Annotated in this window: 10 protein-coding genes and 1 pseudogene; 7 read left to right on the top strand and 4 right to left on the bottom strand. The window is 75.2% G+C overall.

Annotated elements, in window-relative coordinates; all coding sequences use genetic code 11:
- Positions 1-323 precede the first annotated feature (323 nt).
- Positions 324-617, top strand: coding sequence for an SgcJ/EcaC family oxidoreductase (locus IE287_RS17245; RefSeq protein WP_189849935.1), 294 nt, complete (start codon positions 324-326; stop codon positions 615-617).
- Here the strand turns inward: IE287_RS17245 and IE287_RS17240 are convergent.
- The 3 genes and pseudogenes from IE287_RS17240 to IE287_RS17230 all read right to left on the bottom strand — a co-directional run.
- Positions 566-898, bottom strand: a pseudogene (locus tag IE287_RS17240) (response regulator transcription factor); the annotation flags it as partial. The gene IE287_RS17245 and the pseudogene IE287_RS17240 sit on opposite strands and share 52 nt — an antisense overlap.
- Positions 899-1,092: 194 nt before the next feature.
- On the bottom strand, positions 1,093-1,893 hold the full coding sequence (locus IE287_RS17235) for a response regulator (protein WP_189849934.1): 801 nt from the start codon (positions 1,891-1,893) through the stop codon (positions 1,093-1,095).
- Positions 1,890-3,089 carry a sensor histidine kinase gene (locus IE287_RS17230; RefSeq protein ID WP_229883536.1) on the bottom strand — a complete coding sequence of 400 codons (1,200 nt, stop codon included), beginning with the start codon at positions 3,087-3,089 and terminating at the stop codon, positions 1,890-1,892. The genes IE287_RS17235 and IE287_RS17230 overlap by 4 nt, the downstream gene beginning before the upstream one ends.
- Positions 3,090-3,867: 778 nt before the next feature.
- Here IE287_RS17230 and IE287_RS17225 point away from each other — a divergent pair.
- Both IE287_RS17225 and IE287_RS17220 read left to right on the top strand, forming a co-directional pair.
- On the top strand, positions 3,868-5,322 hold the full coding sequence (locus tag IE287_RS17225) for a Gfo/Idh/MocA family protein (protein WP_189850107.1): 1,455 nt from the start codon (positions 3,868-3,870) through the stop codon (positions 5,320-5,322).
- A 35-nt stretch (positions 5,323-5,357) separates the two neighbouring features.
- Positions 5,358-6,398 carry a beta-sandwich domain-containing protein gene (locus tag IE287_RS17220; protein ID WP_229883535.1) on the top strand — a complete coding sequence of 347 codons (1,041 nt, stop codon included), beginning with the start codon at positions 5,358-5,360 and terminating at the stop codon, positions 6,396-6,398.
- Between the two features lie 284 nt (positions 6,399-6,682).
- Here IE287_RS17220 and IE287_RS17215 read toward each other — a convergent pair whose 3' ends face one another.
- Positions 6,683-7,489: a DeoR/GlpR family DNA-binding transcription regulator gene (locus IE287_RS17215; RefSeq protein ID WP_189849932.1), complete on the bottom strand. Its 807-nt coding sequence runs from the start codon at positions 7,487-7,489 to the stop codon at positions 6,683-6,685.
- A gap of 160 nt (positions 7,490-7,649) precedes the next feature.
- Between IE287_RS17215 and IE287_RS17210 the strand changes: the two genes are divergently transcribed.
- The 4 genes from IE287_RS17210 to IE287_RS17195 all read left to right on the top strand — a co-directional run bounded on the left by IE287_RS17210 (position 7,650) and on the right by IE287_RS17195 (position 11,540).
- Positions 7,650-8,600 (top strand): SIS domain-containing protein, encoded by a 951-nt coding sequence (locus IE287_RS17210; RefSeq protein WP_189849931.1) that lies wholly within the window; start codon positions 7,650-7,652, stop codon positions 8,598-8,600.
- A 228-nt stretch (positions 8,601-8,828) separates the two neighbouring features.
- Positions 8,829-9,665: a class II fructose-bisphosphate aldolase gene (locus tag IE287_RS17205; protein WP_189849930.1), complete on the top strand. Its 837-nt coding sequence runs from the start codon at positions 8,829-8,831 to the stop codon at positions 9,663-9,665.
- Positions 9,666-9,938: 273 nt separating this feature from the next.
- Positions 9,939-10,232 (top strand): hypothetical protein, encoded by a 294-nt coding sequence (locus tag IE287_RS17200; RefSeq protein ID WP_189849929.1) that lies wholly within the window; start codon positions 9,939-9,941, stop codon positions 10,230-10,232.
- Positions 10,233-10,409: 177 nt separating this feature from the next.
- Complete coding sequence (locus IE287_RS17195) at positions 10,410-11,540, top strand: hypothetical protein (protein ID WP_373307858.1); 1,131 nt, start codon at positions 10,410-10,412, stop codon at positions 11,538-11,540.
- The last annotated feature ends 15 nt before the right edge of the window (positions 11,541-11,555 follow it).

Below are 11,555 nucleotides of genomic sequence, written 5' to 3'. Positions count from 1 at the left end.
ATAGCACTGTGCGGCGACTGCTCCCGCCCCTGTCCGCGGAGTGAACGCGACGGCTCCCCGCACGCCGCCCCGACAGGTCGCCCCCCACCCCCGGCACCACCCCGTACCCCCGCCGCGCACGCCACCCCGTACCCCGCCGGGCGGGCCGTCCGGACGCGCCGGAAGGTGCCTCCTCCGCTCCCGTCCCCTCCGGCGGCCGGGGTCCCGCGAGACTTGGCCGGTCGCCGGCCCTCCGTTGTACGGGGGCTGTACGGGGTGCGGCGAGAGTGGCGGCACCCGGACGCCGCCGCGTCCGCGGACGTCCCCTCGACGCAGGAGTCCTGATGAAGCGCATGTCCCGCACCCGTGCCGTTCTCGCCGGTGGTCTCGCCGTGGCGACCCTCGGGAGCGTCGCCGCCGGCGTCGGCGTCGCGCGGGCCGGCGGGGAGGGCGACGGGCGGGCCCGGGCCGGCGAGCGGGAGATCGCGGCGCTGTTCGACCGGTGGAACGCGGCGCTGCGTTCCGGCGACCCGGAGCGGGTCACGGAGCTGTACGCCGAGGACGCCGTCCTGCTGCCGACGGCCTCCCCCCGGATCCGGGCGATGACCTCGCGCACCCCGAACGGCTTCGACACGTAGTCGTCGGCGCCGACCTCCAGGCCGACGACGCGGTCGGTCTCGTCGCTGCGGGCGCTGATCACGATGATCGGCACGTCGCCGCGCCGCCGCAGCGCCCGGCAGACGTCGAGCCCGTCGGTGTCGGGGAGGCCGAGGTCGAGGAGGACCAGGTCGTAGGGCGTGGCGACGGCGAGCCCCGCGGCCCCCGTGGTGACCCACTCCACCTCGAACCCGTAGCGCAGCAGTCCGCGCCGCAGCGACTCCGCGACCGGCTCGTCGTCTTCCACCAGCAACACACGCACGGCACCACAGCAGTTCGGCTCCCGAGCGCCCGTTCCCCGCCGTTCCCCGCCCCGGGCACCGGGCCGGCGACGCCGGTCGCGCACCGGCCCGGGCCGGCCCGGGCCGGCCCGCGCGCGGAGCCCGGGGGGCCTCCGCGCGGCCGGACTCCGTCAGGTGCGTCCCCGGGCGGGACGCGCGGCTCGGAGGCGGAGCCTCACGGGAGGCAGGCGCCCCGGCCCGGCGCCACGAGGCCCGACTCGTAGGCCAGCACCACGGCCTGGGCCCTGCTGCTCAGGTCGAGTTTGGCCATGGTGCGGTTGAGGTGCGTCTTGACCGTGGCCTCGGAGATGAAGAGCCGTTCCGCGATCTCCGCGTTGGACCGTCCGGTTCCGGTCAGACGCAGCACCTCCGTCTCGCGGGCGGTGAGTTGCTCGATCTCCGGCCGCGGGGCGGCGGTGGCGGCGGTCGCGGGCGCCCGGGTGAAGGCCTCCACCAGGCGGCGCGTCACGCTCGGCGCGAAGAGGGCGTCGCCGCCCGCGACCGCCGCCACCGCGGCGAGCAGCCGCTTGGGGCCCGTGTCCTTGAGGAGGAAGCCGCTGGCCCCCGCGCGCAGGGCGGTGTAGACGTATTCGTCGAGGTCGAAGGTGGTGAGCATGAGGATCCGCGGCGGCGGGCCGGCGCCGGCCTCCTCGCCCCCGACCGCCCCGGCCGCCCCGATCTCCCTGTCGCCCCCGTCGGCGCCGCCGTCTCCCCCGTACCCGTCGTGCCTGTCGTCTCCGCCGTCTCCGCCGGCGCGTCCGCCGAGGATCCTGCGGGCCGCCTCGATGCCGTTCATCCGCGGCATCCGGATGTCCATCAGGATCACGTCCGGCCGGAGGCGGGCGGCCTCGGCGACGGCCTCCACGCCGTCCCCGGCCTCACCGACGACGGTCATGCCGTCGGCCGCCCGCAGCAGTCCGACGATGCCGGCGCGGATCAGGTACTGGTCGTCCACCACGAGCACCCGGATCGTCATGGCCGGCCTCTCTCCTCTCGGCCGCCGGCCGGTGCCTGTCCTCCCGCGAGGGAGGAGGCCGGCAGCGTCAGCCGTACGCGAAAGCCCCCTTCGGGGCCCGGGCCGGTCGTCACGGCACCGCCGTAGAGCTTCGCGCGTTCATGCATGCCGATCAAGCCATGGCCGGTTCTGGAGCCGACTCTGGCCGGATCCCTTCCCGGTCCGTCGTCCGTGACGCTGACCAGGAGACGCCGCGGTTCGTACCGCACCCGGACCACGGCGGCGGCCGGCCGCGCGTGCTTCAGCACGTTGGTGAGGGCCTCCTGCACCACCCGGTACGCGCACAGCTCCACCCCCGGCGGAAGCGCCCGGGGCCTGCCCTCCACGATCAGCTCGACGGGGACCCCGCCGGCGTGCATCCGGGTCGCCATGTCGGCGAGGCCGCCCAGCGTGGGCATCGGGGCGTACGACTCGGGCGCGTCGTCCCCGGCGCGGAGCAGGGTCAGCATGCGCCGCATCTCCTCCAGCGCCTCGCTCGACGTGTCGGCGATGGTGCCGAGGGCCTTGCGCGCGGTACCGGGGTCGGTGTCGAAGACGTAGTCGGCGAGCCCGGACTGCACGGAGATGACCGAGATGTGATGGGCGATCACGTCGTGGAGCTCGCGGGCGATCCGCGCCTGCTCCTCGGCCACCGCACGGAGCGCCTCGGCGTCCCGCTCCCGCTGGAGCTGTTCGGCGAGTTCGGCCAGCCGCACCCCACGGCGCTCGGACTCCCGCGCGGAGTGGCCGAACCGCACCAGCACCGTCGGGACGACGATCCCCAGCGCCGCGGCGGCGGCCACCGAGCCCTCGGGGGCGGCGATGCCCGCGTACAGCCAGATGCCGCCGAGCGCCGCGCCGACGGCGACGGCGGTGCGCAGCGGCCGGGTGGAGGCCACGGTGTAGAGGGCGAGCTGGGCGGCCAGGCTGTTCACCACGGGCCAGTGGCCGAGCGCGATGTAGACCGTCCAGAGGGCGAGGATGCCGGCCGCGACCTCGTCCGGGTACCGGCGCCGCCAGCACAGCAGCAGGTGGACGGCGAGCGTCAGCAGGAGACCGGACGCGCCCAGCGGCGGATAGCCCTCGCCGGAGTCCTGGCGGCCCAGCAGCAGCGCGCAGGCCAGGACGGCCGACGCAATGCCGGTGTCCAGGACCAGGGAGGATCTGAGTATCGGCACTCGCGGACGCTGCATCGGCGCAGCCTAGCGGCGGTCCGCCGGGGCGGCGTCAACCCCGCGCGGTACCGCGGAAGGTGGACGCGGAGGTCTCCCCCGCCACGCGGCCCCGGTCCTCGCCGGGCCTACCGCGAGGGTTTACCCCGTGTCCACCGGCGGGTTGACGCCGGGGCGGCGAGGGCCCGCGTAGCGTCACCGCCATCAGCCCGGCAGGCCGCCGGCGCGGGGTGACGGGGGTCGGGTCGGCCCGCTCCGCCGCAGCGCGAGACCGCGCCGCGGCACGGTCCGACCCGGGACGTGGTCCCACCCCGCCCGGCCCTGCCGGGCTTCCGACGCCCCGGCGGCACGACGCCTCGATGCCTTGGCGCCCCGGCGTTCCGACGCCCCGGCACGGAGTCGCCGCGCGGGCCGCGTCCCTGACGCTCCGACGACGCACCGCCCGCCGCCACCCGCCCGCCCTCCTGCCGCCGCGGATCGCGCGTCACCCCCTCGCGCCCTCGCCCCCGCCTCGTACGTCTCCCGCTTCTCCCGCCCCTCTCGCCAAGCCCCCGGATCCGACCCCGTATCCGTGAGGCGCGCGCTCCGGTCCCGTCCTCCCCCCTACTTCCCCCGGACGGGAACCGGCATGCGCGATTCCGTCGCGTGATTGCGCGATAATGCTTCCAACAGGCACTGAATGAACATCTATTGACATGCCTGTGACCGCCCCGTCAGAGTCGTTGCCGCACCCGCTGCCCGTACCTGTCGAGGAGCGATGACGAACATGCCAGAGATGCCAGACATGCCGGAGATCCGAGCAGTCTCACGCCGCTTGATCCTGGGAGGTGCCCTGGCGACGACCGGGGCCCTCGCCGCCGGGGCGGGAGCCTCACCGGTCGCCTCGGCCGCGACCCCGTCCGCGGCGGGTGCGGCGGTCGCGGCGCCCGCGCCCGGACGGCGGCCAGGACAGACGTCCATGATCGACGTGCCCTACGCCGCCCACCGCACGGTGCGCGTCGGCGTGATCGGGCTGGGCAACCGCGGCTCGGGCATGACCACGGGCTGGTCCGTCGTCCCGGGCTGCACCGTCACCGCCGTCTGCGACATCCGCGCCGACCGGGCCAGGCGCGGCGCCGACGGGCTCGCCGCCGCCGGGAAGCCCCGCCCCGCCGAGTACGGCGGCTCCGCCGACTCCTACACCGAGATGCTGCGGCGGGACGACATCGACCTCGTCTACATCGCCACTCCCTGGGAGTTCCACTACGAGCAGGGCAAGGCCGCGCTGCTGGCGGGCAAGCACGTCATCGTCGAGCTGCCCATCGCCACCGAGCTCGACGAGCTGTGGGACCTCGTCGACACCTCCGAGCGCACCCGCAGGCACCTGATGCTCGCGGAGAACTGCAGCTACGGACGGAACGAGCTGGCCATGCTCAAGATGGCGCACGAGGGCCTGTTCGGCGAGGTCACCAACGGGCACGGCGGCTACCTGCACGACCTGCGCGCGCTGCTGTTCTCCGACACGTACTACACCGACGCCTGGCGCCGCCGGTGGCACACCCGCAGCACCGCCTCCTTCTACGCCATGCACGGCCTCGCGCCGATCGCCGCGGCCATGGACGTCAACCGGGGCGACCGGATGGCCACGCTGACCGCGACCGCGACCGAGCCGAAGGGCCTGGCCGACTACCGGGAGCGGTTCGTCCCGAGGAACCACCCCTCGTGGAACGAGACGTACGTCAACGGCGACCTGGTCACCTGTCTGATCGAGACGGCCAAGGGCCGGATCATCCGCGCCGAGCACGACGTGAGCTCGCCCCGTCCCTACAGCCGGATCAACACCCTCGCCGGCACCCGGGGCATCTTCGAGGACTACGCGGGCGTGGTGTCGGCCGGCGGCGGGCGCGTCTACGTGGAGCCGGACCACAGCGGGCACGCGTGGCGGGACTTCGGCTCCTACCGCAAGGAGTTCGACCACTGGCTCTGGAAGAAGATCGGTGACGACGCCGCGAACAACGGCGGCCACGGCGGCATGGACTACGTGCTCCAGTGGCGGACCGTCCAGCTGATGCGCGCGGGCCTGGTGCCCGACATCGACGTCTACGACTCGGCCGCCTGGTGCGCCCCCGTACCCCTGAGTGTCATGTCCCTGGCAGCCAAGGGCCGTCCGGTGCAGGTGCCCGACTTCACCCGGGGCGCCTGGGTCAACCTCCGCACGGGCCTCGACTCGCGCACCACCGAGATGCCCCCCGTCGCCTGACCGCAGCCTCCGCCCCTCCTCCGAAGGAGCAGCACGTGAGACCAGCAGGACTGATCGGATCGCTCGGAGCGATGGCCGTGGCGGGCGCGCTCACCCTCGTCCCGGCGTCGACCGCGACCGCGACCGCCCCCAGGGCGGGCGCCGGCGGTGCCTCCGCCGCCCCGGTCGCGGCGGAGGCACCGCCGGCCGCCGCCGCGACCCAGGTGGCGATCTCCGCCGTCGACCTGGACGGTCCGGCGATCTCGACGGTGAAGGTGACCGTCAGGAACGCCGGACCGGAGCGCATGCGCACGCTGAAGGTGTCCTTCGCCGGCCCGGTCGGCTGGGCCGTACAGCCCTCCACCGTGCAGGTGGAGGGCTCCCTGGCGGCCGGGGCCTCCGCCGAGGCCGTCTTCCGGATCCAGGTGCCCGAGCGGCGCGCCGGGTTCACCGTCCGCGCGTTCACCGCGACCGCGACGTACAGGGGCGGCGACGGGGCGGGCACGGCCACCGCCACGAGGACGCAGCGCAGCGGCACCCCCCTGGCGAACCTGGCCGCCGCCTACAACAACGTGGGCGTGACCGACGAGAGCGCCACCGGGCCCGGCGACTACGACGGCGAGGGCAACAGTTTCTCCGCGCAGAAGCTGGCCGCCGTCGGGCTGCGCCCCGGAGAGCCGGTCACCGCCCTGGGCGCCACGCTGCGCTGGCCGAACGTGCCGAGCGGCACCAGGAACAACGTCTCCGCCGCCGGACAGGCCGTCACGCTCGACGGCACGGGCGGAAAGCTCGTCCTGCTGGGTTCGGGCGTCACCAGCGGGGCGTCGGGCACCGTGACCGTGCACTACACGGACGGGACGAGCAGCTCGGGCGCGATCGGCTTCCCGAACTGGTCGTTCGACCCGGCGAACGCGCACGGGGCGACCCTCGTGGCGTCCAGCGACGGGCGCAACCGGCCGAGCGGATACGGCAACGCGGGCATCGCGTACCGCGTCTTCGCCCACTCCGTACCGCTCGACCCCGGCAAGCGCGTGGAGTTCGTGGTCCTGCCGGCCAACGGCAACGTCCACGTCTTCGACATGGCCGTCGCCCCCTGACCCCGGGTCGGCCGCCGGCCACCACCCCGGCCGGCGGACAGCCGCCCCGGACGCCCCACGGCGTCCGGGGCGGTCCCGCGCCACGTCCGGGGCGGCACCACTCGACGTCCCGGGCGACGCCACCCGACGGCCGGAGCGGCGCCACCCGACCCCCCGGGCGACACCGCGCCGCACCCCGGGCCGCGCCGCCCGAAGTCCCGGGCGACGCCATGCCGCGTCCGGGGCGGTCCCGTTCGACCTCCGGGGCAGTGCCGTACGGCCTCCGGAGGGGCGCCGCTCGGGTCTCAGACCGTGATCACCTTGATGCCGACGTCCTCCAGCCGCGCGATCGCGTCCGCCGGGGCGGCCGTGTCGGTGACGACCACGTCGACGGCGTCGAGGCCGCAGATCCGGGCGAAGGCCCGCTTGCCCATCTTGGAGGAGTCGGCGACCACGACGACCCGCTGGGCGCGCTCGGCGAAGAGCCTGCTGATGCTCGCCTCGTCCTCCTGGCGGGTCATCACGCCGAGCCGGGGGTCGAGCCCGTCGACACCGAGGACGGCGACGTCGAGGACGACCTCGTTGAGCACGCCCGCCGTCAGCGGACCCACCAGCTCGTACGTCTGGGGGCGGGCGACGCCGCCCGTGACCACCAGCTTGACCTGGGGCCGCACCGCCAGTTCGCCGGCGATGTTGAGGGCGTTGGTCACGACGGTGAAGACGGGCGCGGTGGCGTCCGTGGCGTCGGAGGGGTCACGGCGCCCCCCGCCCGCCCGCAGGGCGAGCGCGCGGGCCACCTCGGTGGTGGTCGTCCCCCCGTTGAACCCCACGACGTCCCCGTCGCCGACGAGTTCGACGGCGGCGGCGGCGATGCGCTGCTTCTCGGAGGCGTTCCGGGTCGACTTGTAGCGCAGCGGCAGCTCGTACGAGACGCCGTGCGCGAGCGCGCCGCCCCGCGTCCTGACCAGCATCTGCTGCTCCGCCAGCTCGTCGAGGTCGCGGCGGATCGTCGCGGACGAGACCTCCAGCGCGGCGGCGGTCTCCTCCACCTCCAGCCTGCCGTCGGTGGCCAGCAGTTCCAGCAGCGCGTTCCACCTCTCGCGTTTGGACATGCGTCGGAACTCCTTCGACCTCTGGACCACGAGCTGTCCGTCCACCATACTCCTCGCATCGAATATGCTCGGAAATGCTTGAAGTGAGCTTGCATCGCGCGCTATCGAACATTCCATGGCGCATCCTCCGCGCCCTGACCCGTCCTTGAGGAGTCGTCCCATGACCACCACGGCGTCGTCCCGCACCGCGCGTGAGATCGCCTCGCAGCCGGACACCTGGCTGCGGGCCGAGGAGTCGCTCGACCGCCACGCCCCGGCGCTGCCCCGCCGCGGCGAGCGCGTGGCCGTCGTGGGCTGCGGCACCTCCTGGTTCATGGCCCTCGCCTACGCCGCGCTGCGCGAGGCCGGCGGCCACGGCGAGACGGACGCGTTCGCCGCGTCGGAGTTCCCGCACGGCCGCCGGTACGACCGGGTGCTCGCGATCACCCGGTCCGGCACCACGACCGAGGTCCTCGACCTGCTGGAACGGCTCGGGGGGAACACGCCCTCCGGCGCCCTCACCGCCGACCCGGCGACCCCGGTCATGGCGGCGGCCGACGCCGTCGCCGTCCTCGACTTCGCCGACGAGGAGTCGGTGGTGCAGACCCGGTTCGCCACGACCGTGCTCGCCCTGCTCCGCGCCCACCTGGAGGCCGAGGACGCGCTCCCGGCGGGTGTGCGCCCGCTCGACCGGGCGATCGCCGACGCCCGGGAGGCGGTGACCCGGGAGCTGGACGCGACGGTGTGCGCGGCCGAACAGTTCACCTTCCTGGGCACCGGCTGGCGCTACGGCCTGGCGCTGGAGGCCGGACTGAAGATGCGCGAGGCGGCCGGGGCGTGGACGGAGGCGTACCCGGCGATGGAGTACCGGCACGGTCCGATCAGCATCACCGGCCCCGGCCGGGTGGCCTGGGTGTTCGGCCCGCCCCCCGAGGGGCTCGGCGAGGACGTGGCCCGGGTCGGCGGCTCGCTGGTCGCGGGGTCCGGCGACGGCCCCGGCGGCCTCGACCCGCTGGCGGACCTGATCCTGGCGCAGCGGCTGGCCGTGCGGATCGCCGAGGCGCGCGGCTACGACCCCGACCGGCCCCGCAACCTGACGCGTTCCGTGGTCCTCGGACCGCGCCCGGAGTGACCCGCCCCGCCACCCTCCCCGCACCCCGCCGGACCACCTGTCGCCCCACCCGTCGCCCCATGCGTCGGGCCACGCGTCGGTCCGGACACCGGGGCGCCGGCCGGACCCTCTGCCGGGACGCCCGTCGGACCCCGGCTCGGCCCCCCGTCGGGACACCCGCCCCGCGACCCGCCGGACCACCCCGTTCCCCGGCGTCCGCACGGACGCCGCCTCCCTGGAGAGAGACCCATGCCCCTGTCCGTCACCCACGAGATCGTCGCCGCCGCGTACGCGGGCACCACCGGCGTCGGAGCGTTCAACGTCGTCCAGATCGAGCACGCCGAGGCGATCGTCGCGGGAGCGGAGCGGGCCGGGCTGCCGGTCATCCTCCAGATCAGCGAGAACACCGTCCGGTACCACGGCTCGCTCGCGCCGATCGCCCTGGCGTCGCTCGCCCTGGCCGACGGCGCCGCCGTCCCGGTCTCGGTCCACCTCGACCACGCGGAGTCGGCCGACCTCGTCCACGAGGCCGTCGACCTGGGCATCACCTCGGTGATGTTCGACGCGTCGAAGCTGCCCTACGCCGAGAACGTGGCGGCGACGCACGAGATCACCGCCCGCTGCCACCGCGCGGGGGTGTGGGTCGAGGCGGAGCTGGGCGAGGTCGGCGGCAAGGACGGCGCCCACGCCCCCGGGGTGCGTACGGACCCGGACGAGGCGGCCGCGTTCGTCGCCGCGACGGGTGTGGACGCGCTGGCCGTCGCGGTGGGCAGCTCCCACGCCATGCTGACCCGCGACGCCGTCCTGGACTTCGCCCTCATAGCCCGGCTGCGGGCGGCGGTCGCCACCCCGCTGGTCCTGCACGGCTCCTCGGGGGTCGGCGACGCGGGCCTCGCGGAGGCGGTCGCCTCCGGCATGACCAAGGTGAACGTGTCCACCCACCTCAACAAGGCCTTCACCCGCGTCGTCCGCGCCCATCTCGGCGCCCACCCCGACGTCGTGGACCCCCGGAAGTACCTCGGGCCGGCCCGCGCCACCGTCGCGGACGAGGTGGCCCGTCTCCTGGGCGTCCTCGCGGGCCGCTGACGCCACCGCTCTCGCGGGGTGCCGACGCCACCGCCGTCCGCTCCGTGAGACGGCCTTGGTGCCGCACCCCCGCCGTGGGACGATCCGGGCATGCAGCGGCGTCTCATTATCAGCGCCCGCGTGCCGGCACCGGAGTGACCCGGGGGTGATCCCTCCCAGGCGACCCCACCGCCCGCACGCAGACCTCTCGTGTCCCACGAGGGGTCTTTTCCTTTTCCGCCCCCCCTGACCCGCAGGCCCACCCGGCCCGGCAGACCTGGACAGGAACACCCCATGGCACACGACACCTTGCTCCGCACCGCACCCGACACCCGCACCGCCACCGACAGCGCCGAGGCCTCCGGCGCCACCGAGACGTGCACGATGGTCGTCTCCCTCAAGGACACCCCCGGCGCCCTCGGCCGGATCGCCGCCGCCCTCGTCGGCACGCCCGTGCTGGCCCTGGCGTACGCGGTCACGGGTTCCGCGCGGGCGCGCGCCGAGATCCGCGTGCCCCGGGCGCACGCGACCCGCGCCCGGCACAAGCTGGCCCGCATGGTGGACACCACGCGCGTGTCGGAGCTCTGACGCTCCGTCCGCTCTTCCGGAGCAGACGGCTCCGTCCGCCCGACCGGCCCGTCCGCTCCGGAAGAGGCACCGGACCGCGTCCCGGCAGGCCCTGTCCTCCGGTCATGCGATCATGCCGATCGGCGCCGGGCGAACCGGCGTTCGAAGGACGCCGGGCGGCGGGGAACGGAGAGCGGTGTGAACGGGGTGGGGGACCGGGGCGGGGAGTCCGTGCCCGACGAGGAGTGGGAGCGGTTCCTGCGCGAGTCGGAGGCGGGTGCGCCCGGCGCGCCCGTGGAGCCGTCGGCACGCGCCCGCGAGGCGGAGCGACGCCTGCGGGAGCGCTCCGGACCGCCGGAGGGCTGGCGGACGTACGCGCCGGCCCGGCCCCGGCGCCGGCGGACGGGCTGGTACGTCACGGGGTTCGCGGCCTCCGCGGCGGTCCTGGTCCTGGCGCTCTTCCCGCACCGGGTCGTGGACTGGTTCGGCGGTGGCGACGGCGGTGCGAGTCCGGCCGCGGCGGCGCCGGAGACGGCGCGCCCGGAGGAGGCGCCCGGCGCCGAGCCCGGCCCGGGCGCCACGATCGCCGAGCCCTTCCGCGGCTCGCCGGCGGCCCGCTGGGCCGACGGTGCCGCCGGGATCTCGGTGCCGGCGGCCCGGGCGACGGGCTGGATGGACGCGGCCCAGGTCGAACGCGCCCTGATCCGCAGCCGTGACTTCATGGTGGCGTCGGGGCTCGACCCCCGGGTCCTGCGCGGCGAGCGGCCGACCGAGGCGATCGCCCTGCTCAACCCGGAGCAGAAGGACGTCCAGGAGTACCTCCGCGCCTCCCTGTCGTCGGCGACGCCCACCGCCGAGACCGATCCGCTGCTCCTGTTCAGCCGCTTCCGCCCGGACCACGCCCGGCTCGTCGGCGACACCGTCAGGACGCGCGGCCGGCTCACGTACCGGGAGGGCAGGCGGGGAGCGGTCGAGGTGACCGCCGACGTCACCTTCGTCTACCCGGTGACGCCGGCCGCGGGTGACGGCGGGAGCGACGCCGAGGTGGTCCGTACGATCGTGCGCCGCGAGGTCGTCATGAGCTGGGACGACCCCTCGAAGGTCGTCACCAGGCCCGGCACCATGTCCCTCGTCTCGTACGCGCTCGACCTGACGAACGGCGGCTGCTCGGCGCCCACCGGCTACTTCGTACCGCCCTTCGGCACGGCCGACGAGGGAGCCGCCGACCCGTCCCACCAGGTCGATCCGTACGATCGCACCGGACCGATCGGCCCGGGCGACACGACGGCGTCCGCGGACGGAGACTGCGCGACCGCCACCCGCTCCTGACGCGCGGGCCCGACG

Origin of the sequence: Streptomyces omiyaensis (assembly GCF_014650895.1) — a bacterium.
Lineage (GTDB): Bacteria > Actinomycetota > Actinomycetes > Streptomycetales > Streptomycetaceae > Streptomyces > Streptomyces omiyaensis.
Note: the sequence above shows the minus strand (reverse complement) of the source record. Positions and strands in the feature narration are given on the sequence as shown.

Bases quoted from the DNA above. Each gene is read 5' to 3' on its own strand.
- IE287_RS17235 (WP_189849934.1), bottom strand. From the start codon at position 1,893: ATGACGATCCGGGTGCTCGTGGTGGACGACCAGTACCTGATCCGCGCC.
- IE287_RS17205 (WP_189849930.1), top strand. From the start codon at position 8,829: ATGCCCCTGTCCGTCACCCACGAGATCGTCGCCGCCGCGTACGCGGGC.
- IE287_RS17215 (WP_189849932.1), bottom strand. From the start codon at position 7,489: ATGTCCAAACGCGAGAGGTGGAACGCGCTGCTGGAACTGCTGGCCACC.
- IE287_RS17210 (WP_189849931.1), top strand. From the start codon at position 7,650: ATGACCACCACGGCGTCGTCCCGCACCGCGCGTGAGATCGCCTCGCAG.
- IE287_RS17245 (WP_189849935.1), top strand. From the start codon at position 324: ATGAAGCGCATGTCCCGCACCCGTGCCGTTCTCGCCGGTGGTCTCGCC.
- IE287_RS17225 (WP_189850107.1), top strand. From the start codon at position 3,868: ATGCCGGAGATCCGAGCAGTCTCACGCCGCTTGATCCTGGGAGGTGCC.
- IE287_RS17200 (WP_189849929.1), top strand. From the start codon at position 9,939: ATGGCACACGACACCTTGCTCCGCACCGCACCCGACACCCGCACCGCC.